The organism is Microcystis sp. M090S1, from assembly GCF_020246295.1.
GTDB classification, from domain to species: Bacteria; Cyanobacteriota; Cyanobacteriia; order Cyanobacteriales; family Microcystaceae; genus Microcystis; species Microcystis aeruginosa.
In genome coordinates this window covers 1-14,473 of the sequence record NZ_JADBTF010000239.1, presented here as the reverse complement: position 1 = coordinate 14,473, position 14,473 = coordinate 1, and the positions used below count along the sequence as shown (strand labels likewise).

Annotated in this window: 17 protein-coding genes and 1 pseudogene; 10 read left to right on the top strand and 8 right to left on the bottom strand. The window is 42.7% G+C overall.

Annotated elements, in window-relative coordinates; genetic code table 11:
- Both IM477_RS10810 and IM477_RS10805 read left to right on the top strand, forming a co-directional pair.
- Positions 1-104, top strand: a pseudogene (locus IM477_RS10810) (Rpn family recombination-promoting nuclease/putative transposase); the annotation flags it as partial.
- A 324-nt stretch (positions 105-428) separates the two neighbouring features.
- The gene (locus IM477_RS10805) at positions 429-629 is read left to right on the top strand and encodes a hypothetical protein (RefSeq protein WP_036389287.1); all 201 of its coding nucleotides are present in this window, start codon (positions 429-431) and stop codon (positions 627-629) included.
- A 17-nt stretch (positions 630-646) separates the two neighbouring features.
- On the opposite strand, the gene IM477_RS10800 is transcribed toward IM477_RS10805, so the two are convergent.
- From IM477_RS10800 to trxA, 7 genes are all read right to left on the bottom strand, one after another.
- Positions 647-1,105 (bottom strand): cupin domain-containing protein, encoded by a 459-nt coding sequence (locus IM477_RS10800; protein WP_002758047.1) that lies wholly within the window; start codon positions 1,103-1,105, stop codon positions 647-649.
- A gap of 48 nt (positions 1,106-1,153) precedes the next feature.
- Positions 1,154-1,996 (bottom strand): dihydropteroate synthase, encoded by an 843-nt coding sequence (gene folP, locus IM477_RS10795; protein ID WP_287731693.1) that lies wholly within the window; start codon positions 1,994-1,996, stop codon positions 1,154-1,156.
- A 156-nt stretch (positions 1,997-2,152) separates the two neighbouring features.
- Entirely contained in the window at positions 2,153-2,950 is a 798-nt protein-coding gene (locus IM477_RS10790) for a hypothetical protein (RefSeq protein WP_287731692.1), read from the bottom strand.
- A gap of 167 nt (positions 2,951-3,117) precedes the next feature.
- The gene (locus IM477_RS10785) at positions 3,118-3,777 is read right to left on the bottom strand and encodes an ATP synthase subunit B family protein (protein WP_041803739.1); all 660 of its coding nucleotides are present in this window, start codon (positions 3,775-3,777) and stop codon (positions 3,118-3,120) included.
- A 36-nt stretch (positions 3,778-3,813) separates the two neighbouring features.
- Positions 3,814-4,287, bottom strand: a complete 474-nt coding sequence (coaD, locus tag IM477_RS10780; protein WP_002758057.1) for a pantetheine-phosphate adenylyltransferase — start codon at positions 4,285-4,287, stop codon at positions 3,814-3,816.
- A complete protein-coding gene (locus IM477_RS10775) occupies positions 4,284-4,568 on the bottom strand; it encodes a DUF427 domain-containing protein (RefSeq protein WP_002743550.1) in 285 nt (94 codons plus the stop codon). Before IM477_RS10775 ends, coaD begins: the two co-directional genes overlap by 4 nt.
- 33 nt (positions 4,569-4,601) lie before the next feature.
- Positions 4,602-4,919: a thioredoxin gene (gene trxA / locus IM477_RS10770; RefSeq protein ID WP_045360722.1), complete on the bottom strand. Its 318-nt coding sequence runs from the start codon at positions 4,917-4,919 to the stop codon at positions 4,602-4,604.
- 442 nt (positions 4,920-5,361) lie between these two features.
- Here trxA and map point away from each other — a divergent pair, with 442 nt between their 5' ends.
- The 5 genes from map (at position 5,362) to IM477_RS10745 (ending at position 10,499) form a co-directional block, all read left to right on the top strand.
- Positions 5,362-6,207 (top strand): type I methionyl aminopeptidase, encoded by an 846-nt coding sequence (map, locus tag IM477_RS10765; protein ID WP_287731691.1) that lies wholly within the window; start codon positions 5,362-5,364, stop codon positions 6,205-6,207.
- An 89-nt stretch (positions 6,208-6,296) separates the two neighbouring features.
- Positions 6,297-6,698, top strand: coding sequence for a universal stress protein (locus IM477_RS10760; protein ID WP_287731690.1), 402 nt, complete (start codon positions 6,297-6,299; stop codon positions 6,696-6,698).
- Positions 6,699-7,136: 438 nt separating this feature from the next.
- Positions 7,137-7,361 carry a DUF2811 domain-containing protein gene (locus tag IM477_RS10755; protein ID WP_002800048.1) on the top strand — a complete coding sequence of 75 codons (225 nt, stop codon included), beginning with the start codon at positions 7,137-7,139 and terminating at the stop codon, positions 7,359-7,361.
- A gap of 49 nt (positions 7,362-7,410) precedes the next feature.
- Positions 7,411-8,037 (top strand): aminoacyl-tRNA hydrolase, encoded by a 627-nt coding sequence (gene pth / locus IM477_RS10750; protein ID WP_287731689.1) that lies wholly within the window; start codon positions 7,411-7,413, stop codon positions 8,035-8,037.
- Positions 8,038-8,171: 134 nt separating this feature from the next.
- On the top strand, positions 8,172-10,499 hold the full coding sequence (locus IM477_RS10745) for a VPS10 domain-containing protein (RefSeq protein WP_287731688.1): 2,328 nt from the start codon (positions 8,172-8,174) through the stop codon (positions 10,497-10,499).
- A gap of 120 nt (positions 10,500-10,619) precedes the next feature.
- On the opposite strand, the gene fumC is transcribed toward IM477_RS10745, so the two are convergent.
- Complete coding sequence (gene fumC, locus IM477_RS10740) at positions 10,620-12,023, bottom strand: class II fumarate hydratase (protein ID WP_147069230.1); 1,404 nt, start codon at positions 12,021-12,023, stop codon at positions 10,620-10,622.
- Positions 12,024-12,764: 741 nt separating this feature from the next.
- On the opposite strand from fumC, the gene IM477_RS10735 reads away from it, so the two are divergent.
- From IM477_RS10735 to IM477_RS10725, 3 genes are all read left to right on the top strand, one after another.
- Positions 12,765-13,421, top strand: coding sequence for a pYEATS domain-containing protein (locus IM477_RS10735; protein WP_287731687.1), 657 nt, complete (start codon positions 12,765-12,767; stop codon positions 13,419-13,421).
- Between the two features lie 153 nt (positions 13,422-13,574).
- On the top strand, positions 13,575-13,907 hold the full coding sequence (locus IM477_RS10730; RefSeq protein ID WP_024968814.1) for a DUF433 domain-containing protein: 333 nt from the start codon (positions 13,575-13,577) through the stop codon (positions 13,905-13,907).
- Between the two features lie 6 nt (positions 13,908-13,913).
- Positions 13,914-14,267, top strand: coding sequence for a DUF5615 family PIN-like protein (locus IM477_RS10725; protein ID WP_287731686.1), 354 nt, complete (start codon positions 13,914-13,916; stop codon positions 14,265-14,267).
- Positions 14,268-14,473 lie beyond the last annotated feature (206 nt).

Here is a 14,473-nt window from a genome sequence, read left to right as displayed (position 1 = left end):
TTCCTCTACTGCAAGACCTCGGTTTAACCCCGCAACAAATCTCGGAACGCTTAGACTTGACTCTGGAAACAGTGCTTAACTATTTGGCACAACAGCAACAATAATCAATCCTGTTTAAAAAGTCTAGAAAAGCAGCAATTGCTAAGTAGTGGGAAAATGAATAGTCGCGAATCAGTGACCTTTAACCTATCAGGGATAACTCGATGAATAACGACTTATTGACTTTTCTCTTTTGTGTTGCCCTTCTTATTCTCTATCTAGTTTTTTCAGCTTTAACCGAGATGGGAACAAAATGGCCTTGGACAAAAAAATAAGAGAAATACTTATAAAGGTTAATAAACATAAGATCGGGTGAGGGATTCGGTCATTGGTAAAATTCTAGAGATTTGCTATCTAAACAATTAACTCGATCGATCTACTGATAAAATATGAAACTAATTGGTGATATTTCCCTGAGCTTAGATTTATTCTTGTTGCTTTTTTTCTGGCATTGTCTCATCGGTGGCATTGCTACAGTCATCGCTATCAATAAAGGCTATCCAAGATTAAATTGGCTAATCTTCGGACTTCTGGGAGGAACCTTTACCTTTTTTATCGCCCTCTTTCTAGAAAAAAAGCCCAAAATTTAAGGGATGGTATTGCTTGATTATCCTTTAATAGTTCCCATCAACACCTCTAAATCTTCTGCGTCTAACTCCTCTGGTATCCCATTGCGAATTAATTCCGAAAAATCCTCATTAGGAACCATAAAACATAGTGCATAAAGTCTTCCGTCCCCCACATTTCTAATCTCGTGAATACCCGTGGGACGGACTAATAAACTATCCCCCGGCCCCAGGGGAATCGGTTTACCATCACAGATAGCCATTCCTTCCCCTTTGAGGATAAAAAACATTTCTACGGCAAAATGATGACGATGGGTAGGGGTGCGACCGTGGGGATCGAAAATTTCCACACAAACGGTCAAGGAATCCCCCGCTACGGTAGAATCGAAGACGATCGCTAAACGATTCGTATCCCCAGCACTAATGCGAAAAACTTGATAATCCCGGGGAGATCGAATCACGGGTAACATACAGTGATCGCTAGTTAGTTGGCTATTCATCGCTGATTTCGATCGAAGTGTGGATGATTCTAAGACTAGCAAAAATTTTCAACTTCGCTCGATTGCGTCCACCACTTTACTCACATCTACGATCGCAGCCACATCATGGACGCGCAGGATATCGGCCCCCTTAGCGATCGCTATGGCACAGGCCGCCGCCGTTCCGAAAACTCGTTCTTTTGGGTCATCTTTGCCTGTAATCTCGCCGATAAAGCGTTTTCTCGACAATCCAATTAAAATAGGTAAATCTAAATCCCGAAATTGCCCTAATTCCCGCAATAACTCAAGATTTTGTCGCCCAGTTTTGGCAAAACCAATCCCCGGATCGATGATAATATTTTCCCTAGCAATACCCCACTGTAAAGCTTCCTTAACGCGATTCTGTAAAAATTCTTTAATTTCCTTGACTAAATCGTCATAATGTGTTAGAGATTGCATCGTTTGCGGATTGCCCCGCAGGTGCATGAGGATGATGGGAACGGCCAATTTAGCCACCGTGGGCAATAATAGGCGATCGAAGGTTCCCCCAGAAATATCATTGATCAAATCGGCCCCGGCGGCGATACCTTGGGCTGCCACGATCGCCCGGGTAGTATCGAGAGAGATAGGAATAGAACTTTGTTGTCGAATAGCGGTGATTACGGGGATAACTCGCGATAATTCTGCTTCTAGGCTAATTTCTTCGGCTCCCGGACGGCTGGATTGACCACCGATATCGATTATATCAGCCCCAGCCTCGATCATTTTCATCGCCTGTAGCAGGGCATTTTCAACATTGTCGAATTCTCCCCCATCACTAAAACTATCGGGAGTAACGTTTAAAACACCCATGATATAGGTGCGTTTTCCCCAAGCAAAAATATGTTCACGAATTGCCGTTAAACTAGACATAATACTAAATCCGTTGAGTATAGGCTACATATCAGGAGAGGCACTCATGCACTCATGCACTCATGCAAAAGGGAGAATAAATAAAAATAATCTCCTGACTCCTGAATACTGGCTCCTGACTCCTAACTCCTGAATACTGAATACTGATGGTCATAGTTAATTTTTAGGTAGAGAAGAATCTTTTAATTCAAAATAAGCTTGTACTTCTTCTTTCCAGAGTTGATATTTTTCTTGAATTAGTTGATATTGACTGGCAAAATCGAGGGGCAAATCAACGAGATTGGTATCGATATCGGATTGCACTAATTCCCGTTCGATCAGGGTTTCTCGGATAAATTTTAAACATTCTTGTCTCAAAGTTTCCGCTTGATCAATAATTAGCTGGACTTGATTAATTGCTCGAACATATAATGGAGTTTGTGAATGAAAAATTTCGGAAGATGCGGCCAGATTTCGCAGTCTATGTAATTGATTTTTCTTTTCTACTAAACTGGCAATTTTGGGGTTAATTTCAAAAAGTAAGGTTTTCACCAGAGGAGCCAAGCGGCGAGTGTTAGTATAATCGTAGTTATTAAGGTCTGATTTAATCAGGTGTACCTGTTGTAAATCGACGGTAATATCGTGGAATTGTATCTCGGTTTCGGTGATGGTGGGATGAATCGTTTTAACTTTCCAAGTAGTAATAGAAGTCAACTGCTGGCGATCACTATTAACCATTTGCCGCTCCATTTTCAGCACATCGAGGGGAATGCTATAAAGTTTTTTCTCAGGAATATAGACGACATCGCTACCGAGAATGCGATCGATTTTAGGACGACGATATAAATAATGATACAGGAATCGATAAAAGCTTTTACTGCCTTGAAATATCTGGACAAATAACCAAATTTTCCAGCTGAATAACCCGCTGACAAAGCGTCCGAATAGATGGGAATTCGAGGAGGGGTTATTCATGAAATTCCGTTATCAGTTATCAGTGAGGGATTCGGGGTTTGGTTCTTTTCAGTGAGCGGTAAATAGTAAACAGTAATCAGGGATAAAGATGAAGATAACTAACTAACTAATTAACTTAAAACTTACATCTGATAACTGATCACTGATAACTGATCACTGATCACTGATTAAGGACGTTCTCCGGGTAGATTTTTTGACGATGTTGGTTTCGATCTTACCTGTTGACGACCGTTGCGAATAACTTGTAACATTTCCCCTAATTCTCGATCGAGATGTTCTAAAACCGCTTCGGCATAGTCGTCAGCGCCTTTTTGAATTTCATGACATTCAGCTTGGGTTTTTTGTCGTAACTGTTGCACTTCCTGCAAGGTGCTGTGACGCATCTGTTCGATTTCATCGAGGGTTTGTTGTTGCAAGGATTCACACTCCTGCTGAACCCGTTGACGAATTTGGGCCGCTTGCCGTTCTGCTTGTTGAATAATACCGGACTCATCGAGAATTTGGGCAGCCCTTTGTTGAGCGGAACGAAGGACTTGTTGAGCGTATTCTTCTGCTTTAGTGATAATTTCCTGTTCTTCCTGCAAAATTGCTAAAGCTTTCTGTACTGCTGGTGGCACGGTTTCATAGATGAGATCGATCTGTTCGGATATCTGTCCCTCATCGATGATTGTCCAACGGGTGAGGGGGATATGGAAACTATCAAAAATCATCTCTTGCAGACGCGCCAAATCCTGATAGATATCGAAATCGACGGGTGGACTGGGAACCCCACTATTAGAAGTGTTAGGTACTGCTTTTCTGCGATCATTAGGTTCTCGGCGCGCCATAGGTTCAGATCGTCCTCATTGCTGTATTCTAGTATGTTAACTGTAGTATGAGTAAATATCTCTAGAAACGTTTTCTGGGACTAGATGGGTGACGGAGCCACCGAATTGAGCGATTTCTTTAACCACGCTACTACTTAAAAAACTATATTCTTTGGTGGTGGCTAAAAAAACCGTTTCGATCCCTTCCCAGAGGGTTTTATTGGTATGGGCCATTTGCAGTTCTTTTTCAAAGTCTGAGAGGACCCGCAACCCCCGCAACAGCACCTTAGCGCCTTTCAATCTGGCATATTCAACCGTCAATCCTGAAAAACTGTCTATCTCAACGTTTTTCAGGTGTTTTGTACAGTAACTGATCTGTTCTATGCGTTTTTCGACGGTAAATAAGGGGTTCTTATGGGGATTGCAAAGAACTGCCACGATTACTCGCTCGAATAGTGGCACACTGCGTTCGATAATATCTAAATGACCGAGTGTAACTGGATCGAAGCTGCCGGGGTAGATGGCGATCATTTCTCAACCTTCACACCTCGCCAAAAAGCGATATATCCTTTAATATTTTGGGCTTTTGGTTTAGGATCGGGATAATACCAAGCGGCATCTTTATTGTCCTGTCCATCTACCCTGAGAGTATAATAACTAGCCTCTCCCTTCCAAGAGCAAATGGTATGGGTGTTACTGGGTTGAAAATATTCAGCTTTGATGGTATCGGGGGGAAAATAGTAGTTTCCCTCGACAATTTCGCAGTTATCGCTTTCCGCTACCACTGCACCATTCCAAATCGCCTTTGCCATGGCACTAACTCCTAGTTCTGGTTCAAAATTATCTTACAACAGAGTTTGTAAATGTTGAACCAGTTGGTTAACCTGCACCACTCCCTCGATTCGATCGATCGGTTGACCATTTTTAAAGACTACTAAAGTCGGTAAAGCTTGAATACCGTACTTAGTGGCTAAATTGGGATATTTGTCTGTATCAATTTTGACAATTTGTAGGCGATTTTTGAAATACATTCCCGTTTGTTCTAGAATCGGAGCCATCATTTGACAAGGACCGCACCAAGTGGCATAGAAATCCACTAACACGGGGAGATTAGTGGTTTGCAACAGTTGCTGAAAACTGGAAAACTCTTTTTTGACTGCCATAAATTGTCACCTCGCCGGAAAAATAGCCTTTTCCCTACTATAGCTTTTCTAAATGTCCCTTATACTAAATCCGTTGATTATAGGCCACTTATGAGGATAGGCACTCATGCAAGAGGCAAAAGGAGGAATAAATAATCAGTCTTTAATAACCGGATTTGGTATTAGACCTCCTGCAAAAGTAAGTTCTCGAGGTGCTATCGGCTCAAAATATCTTAAAACTCAGATAAATTTGCGATAATTTTCGGTTTTATGGCTAGGATAGTTGTCTCTTGTCTTTTTTATCCTCATCTCCCCATCTCCCCACCTCCCTGCTCCCCGCTCCCTGCTCCTGTCTCGGAGTCTCCTGTCTCCTCACCTAACGGAAGATTTTTGATTTCTCCAGAGCAGTCATCGATCGCCGGGAAAATGCTAAGTTAAGTAAAGACTCGACAGCCAACTCTCCATGAACATCCTAACCAAGCTGCTTTTTCCCGAAACTAAAACTCCAGAGCAAGTAGGTTCACCGCGAGTACAGAAAAGCCGCCGGGGAATCGAAACTAAATCCGCCGCAGAAATCGTGATTATGCGACAAGCGGGTAAAATTGCCGCTACAGTCCTCAAGGAAATCGCCGAGATCGCTCAACCCGGGATGACGACGGCGGATCTGGATGTCTATGCGGAAAAACGTATTCGCGAAATGGGTGCTACTCCCAGTTTTAAAGGTTATTATGGCTTTCCTGCCTCGATTTGTGCCTCCGTCGATAACGAAGTCGTTCACGGTATCCCTAGCCCGAAAAAACGCCTCAAGGCCGGTTCTGTGTTAAAGGTAGATACGGGGGCCTACTACCAAGGTTATCATGGGGATTCCTGTATCACGATCGCTATCGGTTCCGTCTCTCCCAAAGCCGAAAAATTAATCCGCGTAGCGGAAGAAGCTTTATATAAAGGCATAAATCAGGTAAAAGCGGGCAATTATCTGCTCGATATTGCGGGAGCGATCGAAGATCACGTTCAAGCTAACGGTTTCCAGGTGGTAGAAGATTTTACCGGCCATGGAGTCGGCAGAAATCTCCACGAAGAACCCTCGGTATTTAATTTTCGCACTAATCAGTTACCCAATGTCAAACTCCGCACCGGGATGACTCTGGCAATTGAACCAATTGTCAACGCGGGATCTAAACATACCAGAACTTTGCGCGATCGTTGGACGGTGGTGACGATGGATAATGCTCTCTCCGCTCAGTTTGAGCATACTGTCTTAGTAACCGCCACGGGGTACGAAATCTTAACCGAGCGCAATAACCGATAAAATTGTCATCTAGGCATAATGGCAGAATCAAAGATTTTTTGCTCCGGAATCTTAATTGGAAGTTTGTTTAGCGGCAGGATGTAGTCAAAATGTTTAAAAATATCGTTGTTGCCTTAGATTGTGGGGAATTATCGGATCGAGTCCTTCATTCCTTGAATTACCTTTCTCTAACGGCAAATTCTTGCCTCATCCTCACCCATATCCTCGGCAAGGAGGGAGATGAATCGCCAGTTGATCGCCCTCACCCCTCCCGTGAGATCATTGAAGATCAATTGCGCTGCTATCAATCCCAGATTGCTGCCCCTAGTGAAATCGAGGTCATCTTTGGTGATCCAGCGGAGGAAATTATTCGTTTAGCTAATATCTATCATGCTGATCTGATCGTGATCGGCAGTCGGGGATTAACGGGAGTTCAACGGGTGATCGAAGATTCTGTTAGTAGTCTCGTGGTGGCAGAAGCTACCTGTTCAGTATTGGTGGTAAAAGCATAGCAGCCAGCATTCAGCTAGAAAAGGTACTCTGGCAAGAGTGCCTAAGTAGTCTTGAGCATCACTACGGATTAAAATTTGCAAATCTTATTTTTCCCCAATGTTTTCCCCCATACATTCCCCGGTATTTCCCCACTCACTCCCAAGTTTTCCACAGTTTACCCAGACTTTTCCACAGGCAACAGCGATAGAATCGGCACTTGCTTCTAGAAAAAATTAATCTTGATTGTCAAAATTCCCATCGATAGATACTGAGTTATTGTTAAGTTGAGTAAATAAAATCTAGCTCTAACCCTTATTCCCTCGTAAATATTAAGTTTTTCTAAAGCATTCCTTTACATCTGGTAATATTGCAACTCCCCCCAACTTGGCTCACAATAGTCCTTACTGTCCACTGCACCAGTCAGGGATTTCCCCACTTCAGATTCAGAGGTAAACGATATGAATACATCAGTCAGTATCTTGGCAGAAATCCCCGAAATCCTCCACCAATCCCTACAACAATATCTAGAAACTCACCCCGGTTGGGATCAAGATGGTGTGTTTACGGCGGCTTTATCATTTTTTCTACTTAATTGTCAATCCTCCGAAAGGATGAATTTTGAGGAGCAAAATAGCTGTGCCAAGGTTTATCTAGAAACTTTGTTCCAGCGCTCGGAGTGCTAATTCGGGGATAATAAGAGTCGGGTCATGGTTAAAAACCCGATTTTCCCCTATGAATTCCGATAAAACCCCTAATTTAATCATTCCTCAGCTAATTATCGGTTTGGGTAATCCTGAACCCAAATATGATCGCACCCGTCATAATATCGGTTTTGAAGTTGTGGACTCATTAGCACGGGATTGGGGGCTGTCTTGGCAGGAAAACAAGCGATTTCAAGGTTTTATTGCCGAAGGTGACGGTCCTCTCCCGGGCAAAATTCGTCTCTTGAAACCCCAAACCTATATGAATCGCTCCGGGCAATCGGTGCGAGCGGTGCTGGACTGGTATAAACTAGCTCCAGAGTCGATTTTAGTCATTTACGATGATATGGATCTGCCCCTAGGCCGGTTGAGAATCCGTCTATCGGGATCGGCGGGCGGACACAACGGTATTAAATCGATGATTGCCCACGTTGGCACGGAAAACTTCGCTCGTTTACGCATAGGAATCGGTAAATCAACCGAAAAAGCGACTATTTCCCACGTTTTAGGCCGATTCACCCCCCAAGAAAACCAAGTGATCTTGAAAGTGTTAGACTTGTCCAGAAAAGCGATCGAACTTGGTCTCAAACAAGGGTTACAAAAGGCAATGAGTCTCTACAATAATCAAAGTGTAGAGATTGGTTCTGATCTATGCTGATAGCAAATAAGCCTGATTTTAGTAATGGTTATAATAGCCATTTTCGTCTATGCTCTTACAGAACCCTTGTTCAAATTTTGATCGCCCTTTGCTAGATTAGGTCAATTTTTATCCTCGATATTAGCAGTTTAACTATGATTAATCGCCAAAGTTTGCTGAGATTCGCCCACAAGTTTAATCTCATTTTATTGATAATCGCTACAGTTTTTTGTCTTTGGGGTAATGCTGCTTTTGCCCATCGTCCCCATGATGTAATTAGTCAAGTGGAAGTTTCTCCTGATTTCCAGACAGATAATACAGTATATATCTTGGTGCGAAATAACTTTTATAAGTCTAGGGATGGAGGTAGCAACTGGACAAGATTAATTCAAGGTTTAGATTATACGGGGGAATTAAGTTCCTTATCCCTATCTCCCCTCAATAAAAATATTCTCTATCTAGCTTCAAGATCCAATGGTATTTATAAAAGTGAAGATGCGGGGGAATCTTGGCAGAAAGTTAATCAGGGTTTAGCAACTAACTTTATTAACTTCGTACAAATTGCTCCTTCCGATCCCAATATAGCAGCGGCAGTGGGATTAGAAAAAGGGGTTTATTTAACCGAAGATGGCGGTAAAAATTGGTCAAATATTTTCCCCACCAAGGCACTGATAACCTTTCTCGCTATTACTCCCAACAATCCTAATCGCATTTTTTTCGGGGATGAACAGGGTAAATTATACACTTCCTCCGATGGGGGGAAAACTTGGCAGAATCTCCCCCTACCCGCTAATGTGGGGGCAGTGGATACAATTGCTTTTTCTCCTAATCTAGACAGCGACAAAACCTTTTTTGTCGGCACAAAAGAAGCGGGTATTTTTAAAACCGTTGATGATGGTAAAACCTTCCAAGTTGTTAACGAAGGAATTAAAGATAAAATCATCGAAGACATCGTTATTTCTCCCCAGTATGCCCAAAATTCAACCCTTTATGCCATCACTTGGTATGAGGGAATGTATGTTTCGCAAGATGGGGGCAAAAGTTGGACAAAAATGAGCGAGGGTTTAACCAAAGATAAACAGGCTGATGATTATAAAGTTCCCCATTTTATGGATTTAAAAATAGTTCAAGATACGATGTTTTTAGGGGGATTTAATGGCTTATTTAAAACCACAGATAGCGGCAAACAATGGCAGGAAATAGAAACTTTAGCCCGGGGAACAGTTATCGCCATGGCGGTTTCTCCTAATTATGCCGAGGATGGCACTGTCGTCATGGCTAATTATGTAGGCAATATCTTCATCAGTCGGGATAAAGGGGAAACTTGGACACCAATTAATCGCGGTTTAGAGGTTTATCGACTTGGTAAAGATCCCGAAGAATCAGGACAAGATCCCCGGCGTTTCTTTGACATTGCCTTTTCTCCTAACTATGGAGAAGATAGAACTATTTTTGCGGGGTTTTTACGCAATAAATTTGCCAAATCCGATAACAGTGGTGATTTCTGGAAAATTATCGAAATCGATCAGAAAGTCCGCGGTCCGAGGATAGTTCCTTCCCCAGATTTTGCCAAGGATAAAACTCTTTTTCTCACCAATCAGCAGGGTAGAATATTTCGTTCTACCGATGGAGGAAATACGGTTAAAAATATCAGTGAAGTGGGCGGAATTTTTGGTAATTATGCCCCTGCCATGGTAGCTTCCCCTGATTTTGCTAAGGATAAAACTTTGTTTGTCACGGGAAAAGAGGGTATTTATCAAAGTGTTGATGGTGGACTAACTTGGAAAAATGTCAGCCAAGGAACACCTCTATCAAAAACCCCTAATGTGCAGTTGGCAATGTCTCCCAATTATCCCAGTGATGGAACTATTTTTGCTGGGACAATTTCTGGTTTGTTTGTCACCAAAGATGGGGCTAAAAGTTGGACAAAATTAGAGAAACCAGGGTTTAATCCGCAGGCATCAGTAGAAACCATTGCTATCTCTCCTGATTATGCTAATGATCGCACGGTAATAGTTAGTTTACAGGGAGATGGTTTGTTTAAATCTACCGATGGAGGAGAAACTTTTAAATCAATTGGTGATCCTAAAATACCCCTAGTGAAAATTCATAGTATCCCTTCCTCTGGTATCTCCGTCCAGTTTTCTCCTAATTACGCTCAAGATAAAACTTTATTCGGTTTTGGTGGCGCTAAAACTACAGTTTTTCGTTCCACCGATGGGGGAGAAACTTGGACAAGTGTAACTATTCCTCCTCACGCGGAAGAAAATACACCCCGCTATAAAATCGGTGAATTTTTCTCCGGTCCCCTTGGCACAATCTTGCGCGTGGTTATCCCGATTCTCCTGGCAATCGCCGCTTATTTTCTGGTGGGTTTCTTGAAACTGGAGAAAGTTATTAATCTTCCTAAATCCTTCTTCCGCATGGCAGCAGCATTTATGATTTTTCTGTTTGTTTTCTTCGCTATCATTACCCAAGTTTAGCGGAAATTTTCACCGGCGGGGCTTGACAAATCCCGCCGCTTGCCTTATACTTATATATATAATGGGAATCCGTGCCTGCCTGCGACCTCTGATTTTTACGGTAGTCAACCCCTCAGAGAATTAACCATCGGCAACGTAGGGATTGACCATCTTAGCGGGGTCAACAATGCGATCAAAATCCGCTTCCTTGATGTATCCCAGTTGCAAGGCTGCCACTTTCAGAGTTAAATCCTTTTCTAGGGCATAATGAGCGACGTAGGCAGCCTTTTGGTAGCCAATCACGGGACTTAAGGCAGTCACCAGCATCAAGGATTGATTTAAAAAAGTCTCAATTTGTTTTTGATTAGCAGTCATCCCCTTAACCAAAAACTGACAGAAATTACCGCAACCATCAGTGAGCAAACGGATAGACTGCATGAGATTATGAATCAACAGCGGTTTATAGACATTCATTTCCAGATGTCCTCCGGCGCCTCCCATCGTCACCGCTAAATCATTAGCCATCACCTGCAATGCTATCATCGATAAAGCTTCGCATTGGGTGGGATTAACTTTCCCCGGCATAATTGAAGAACCCGGTTCGTTTTCCGGCAGCTGTAATTCTCCTAATCCACAACGGGGACCACAGCTAAGTAAACGGATATCATTAGCAATTTTATACAGGGAACTAGCGATAGTTTTCAATCCCCCGCTCAAGAAAACTAGAGCATCGTGGGAACCTTGCACGGTAAACTTATTAGGGGCGGTAATAAAGGGTAATTTAGTCAGATTAGCGATTTCGGCAGCCACATCTCGATCAAAATCTGGGGGAGCATTAATTCCCGTACCTACTGCTGTTCCTCCCAAGGATAAACGATAGACTTTTTCTAGACATTTTTCTAGCCAATCGCTGCCATCATCCAATAAACCCACATAACCGGAGAATTCTTGTCCGAGGGTTAAAGGGGTGGCATCCTGTAGGTGAGTGCGACCAATTTTAACTATATTTGCCCATAATTGCGCCTTTTCATCGAGACTATTCCGTAATAGTTGCAGACTGGGAATTAATTTTTCCTTGACTGCCAAGGCAACGGCAATATACATGGCCGAGGGAAAGGAATCATTAGTCGATTGGGACATATTAACATGATCGTTGGGGTCCACGGGAGTTTTGCTACCCAGAGGATTCCCCGTCAGTTGACTGCAACGATTGGAGATGACTTCGTTGATGTTCATGTTAAACTGGGTGCCACTTCCCGTCATCCAAACGTAGAGGGGAAAGTTATCCGCGTGTTGTCCGGCTAAAATTTCATCGCAGACTTGACAGATTAGGTTTTTTCTCTCCTGACTGAGACGATTCTTTTGCTGATTGACAATTGCACAGGCTTTTTTGAGAATGGCATAGGACCCGATCATCTCCCGGGGCATGAGATTATCACCGATACTAAAGTATTGTAGGGATCTTTGGGTCTGCGCTCCCCAAAGTTTATCGGCAGGTACGGGAATTTCTCCCATGCTGTCTTTCTCGATGCGAAATTCTGTCATCTTTAAGTTACTTCTGCATCTGGCCTGAAAAGAGAGGGGTTGCAGGGCGACACGGATTCCCATTATAAGAATAATTATAAGTCAAGTCTAGCTAGTTTGTCAAGCCTTATTGAGGATTTTTTCCGATGTTAGGGACCAAAAAGAGCGCAGTTGATCGAGTCGGTTTGATGGGGGCAAATTTATTTCCATGATTATCGGTAACGTCAATGCTAATCGTGAGGCAATTATTCAGCGATCGCTGATCTGGACAATAATTGCTGGCTACCGTTGGACGTTGTGAAAACTTTCTCAATTGCTGAGGAGCGATCGCCTAATGCTGGATTAACTTATTCACTGGGATCAAGTTACAGCGTTGTAAAAGATTGGTTACAGACTAAGCCAAGAGAGAAAACTAGGGGTAAATTGACAGTAATCTTGCCGATCACCCCTAAAAAACGACAACAATTAGTGCTGTTTACAGTACGCTAATCTGGCTAACACGCTTTTGGGCGTGATATGCGGAAGACTTCTCGCGATCACTCCACTTGAGCGTAATATACGGAAAGATTCTTTTAAAAGTGCGTATTTAGCGTAGTATAAGGAAAGTTTCCGTATATCATATAGCGGTAAGCGCTTGAGTGAGATACAGACCAAGCTTTGCCTAGCATGGTTTATAGCTCGTGACACTGTACCTCATACGACTGCACACCGCTATATAGTTAGGTAACACCTTAAAGAGTTAAATTCTAAAACGTTAAATTCATGTCAACAGAATTTCTCAAAGCTTTAAGTGCATATGTACTACTTTTTCAAACGATTCTATGGATTGCACTGATCGGTGTGACAGTGAAAATGTTTTACCGCGAGTGTCGTGGATTGTTGGAAGCTGTTCGCAAGCGAGTCGAAAAGGGAAGTTCATTAAAGGCAGGGCCAGTTGAATTGGGAGAAGATCTTCGAGATCTAGAGAATATTGATGCTAGTCGAAATACTCTGCCAAGTGTTTCTGAGAAGACAGGCTCAGAAACAAACAGTTGGGAAAAAAGGCGAAGTCAAATCTATGAACTAAACCGGAAGGTTTTTATTGCTCATGTGATAAGCCCTTCTGAAATACCTGGACAAAAGTACGATATTTTTATTTACTTAGTTAAACATAAATCTAACGATTTTTCAGATATAAATTATGCAGAGTTTTATTTTGGCAAACATTGGGGCAATCGTATTTTTCGAGAAGAAGCTCATAATGGACTTATAGGTGTCCGAACATCTGCATTTGGATCCTTTCTCTGTATATGCCGTGTAACATTTAAGGATGGATCTACTGTTGAATTAAGTCGCTATATTGACTTTGAAATGAGCCGTTTGTTTGAAGACTTACCTAACAAGGGCTTGCAGCGGAACGGAGGTTTACGTGGTAGGTGATAAGTGAAGGTGCAAGTTCGTCCGCTGAAGCCCAAGCCGTTATGCAGCAGCCCAATATCTATCAGTAGTGCTATTAGTAGGGCTAATTGGTTAGTAGGGCTAATTGGTAGCGATATGGCGAAAGACTAAACTTGAAAATTAGGTATATGAGCGATGACAATAACAATAGCTGTTGAAAAAGCACCATTAGTTACTGATTCTCAGGGCGTTGTACGAGTTGCTAACACTCGCGTTACCTTGGATACAGTTGTGACTGCTTTTCTTGAAGGGTGTACACCAGAAGAAATAGGAGAGCAGTATCCATCTCTACAACTACCGGATGTCTACTTAGCAATTGGTTACTACCTCAGACACCGAGATGAAGTTCATGCATACCTTGCAGAACGTCAACGTCAGTCAGAAAAAAATCGGCAGGAAGTTGAACAGCATTTTAATCCAATTGGAATCCGTGAACGATTGTTGGCAAGGAGAATCCAAAACGTTTAAACCATTATGATTCGGTTTCTTGCTGACGAAAATTTTAATAACCAGATTGTCCGAGGCATTCTTCGTCAAAATTCACAGATAGACGTTGTGCGGGTTCAAGATGTGGGATTGTCAGGAGTCGATGACCCCGCTGTTTTGGCGTGGGCGGCGCAAGAAGGACGTATTGTTCTCACCCATGATGTTGCTACCATGACGACTTTTGCTTACGAACGTCTTGAATCAGGTTTATTCATGCCTGGGTTGTTTGAAGTTAGTCGTCGTGTCCCAGTAGGGTTAGCAATTGAAGAGATTCTCTTGATTGCTGAGTGTAGTCTTGAGGAAGAGTGGGAAGGTCAGGTAAGATTTCTTCCGCTCCGCTAAAAACAGCAGTGCAATCGCTACCTAACAACAGCGCTGCACCGGAACGTACAAGCTGGTCGGTTGAGTCATCGAAAATTTTGGGTGGGAAACCCCGCCGTTCTAGGTTGGCTTTACGTTAGAATTAAAAAGACCGTCTCGAAAACCAAGTGGGCGGACAGCACCTTGAAAACTCGGCTTAGGGGGTTCCGTTCAGAAAAGCTTGTCCG

What these genes read in the sequence shown, in the direction of transcription:
- pth (WP_287731689.1), top strand. Translation starts at nt 7,411, where the DNA reads ATGAATTCCGATAAAACCCCTAATTTAATCATTCCTCAGCTAATTATC.
- folP (WP_287731693.1), bottom strand. Translation starts at nt 1,996, where the DNA reads ATGTCTAGTTTAACGGCAATTCGTGAACATATTTTTGCTTGGGGAAAA.
- coaD (WP_002758057.1), bottom strand. Translation starts at nt 4,287, where the DNA reads ATGATCGCCATCTACCCCGGCAGCTTCGATCCAGTTACACTCGGTCAT.
- IM477_RS10805 (WP_036389287.1), top strand. Translation starts at nt 429, where the DNA reads ATGAAACTAATTGGTGATATTTCCCTGAGCTTAGATTTATTCTTGTTG.
- trxA (WP_045360722.1), bottom strand. Translation starts at nt 4,919, where the DNA reads ATGGCAGTCAAAAAAGAGTTTTCCAGTTTTCAGCAACTGTTGCAAACC.
- IM477_RS10735 (WP_287731687.1), top strand. Translation starts at nt 12,765, where the DNA reads ATGTCAACAGAATTTCTCAAAGCTTTAAGTGCATATGTACTACTTTTT.
- fumC (WP_147069230.1), bottom strand. Translation starts at nt 12,023, where the DNA reads ATGACAGAATTTCGCATCGAGAAAGACAGCATGGGAGAAATTCCCGTA.
- IM477_RS10775 (WP_002743550.1), bottom strand. Translation starts at nt 4,568, where the DNA reads ATGGCAAAGGCGATTTGGAATGGTGCAGTGGTAGCGGAAAGCGATAAC.
- IM477_RS10760 (WP_287731690.1), top strand. Translation starts at nt 6,297, where the DNA reads ATGTTTAAAAATATCGTTGTTGCCTTAGATTGTGGGGAATTATCGGAT.
- IM477_RS10745 (WP_287731688.1), top strand. Translation starts at nt 8,172, where the DNA reads ATGATTAATCGCCAAAGTTTGCTGAGATTCGCCCACAAGTTTAATCTC.
- IM477_RS10800 (WP_002758047.1), bottom strand. Translation starts at nt 1,105, where the DNA reads ATGAATAGCCAACTAACTAGCGATCACTGTATGTTACCCGTGATTCGA.
- IM477_RS10785 (WP_041803739.1), bottom strand. Translation starts at nt 3,777, where the DNA reads ATGGCGCGCCGAGAACCTAATGATCGCAGAAAAGCAGTACCTAACACT.
- IM477_RS10790 (WP_287731692.1), bottom strand. Translation starts at nt 2,950, where the DNA reads ATGAATAACCCCTCCTCGAATTCCCATCTATTCGGACGCTTTGTCAGC.
- map (WP_287731691.1), top strand. Translation starts at nt 5,362, where the DNA reads ATGAACATCCTAACCAAGCTGCTTTTTCCCGAAACTAAAACTCCAGAG.
- IM477_RS10755 (WP_002800048.1), top strand. Translation starts at nt 7,137, where the DNA reads ATGAATACATCAGTCAGTATCTTGGCAGAAATCCCCGAAATCCTCCAC.
- IM477_RS10730 (WP_024968814.1), top strand. Translation starts at nt 13,575, where the DNA reads ATGACAATAACAATAGCTGTTGAAAAAGCACCATTAGTTACTGATTCT.
- IM477_RS10725 (WP_287731686.1), top strand. Translation starts at nt 13,914, where the DNA reads ATGATTCGGTTTCTTGCTGACGAAAATTTTAATAACCAGATTGTCCGA.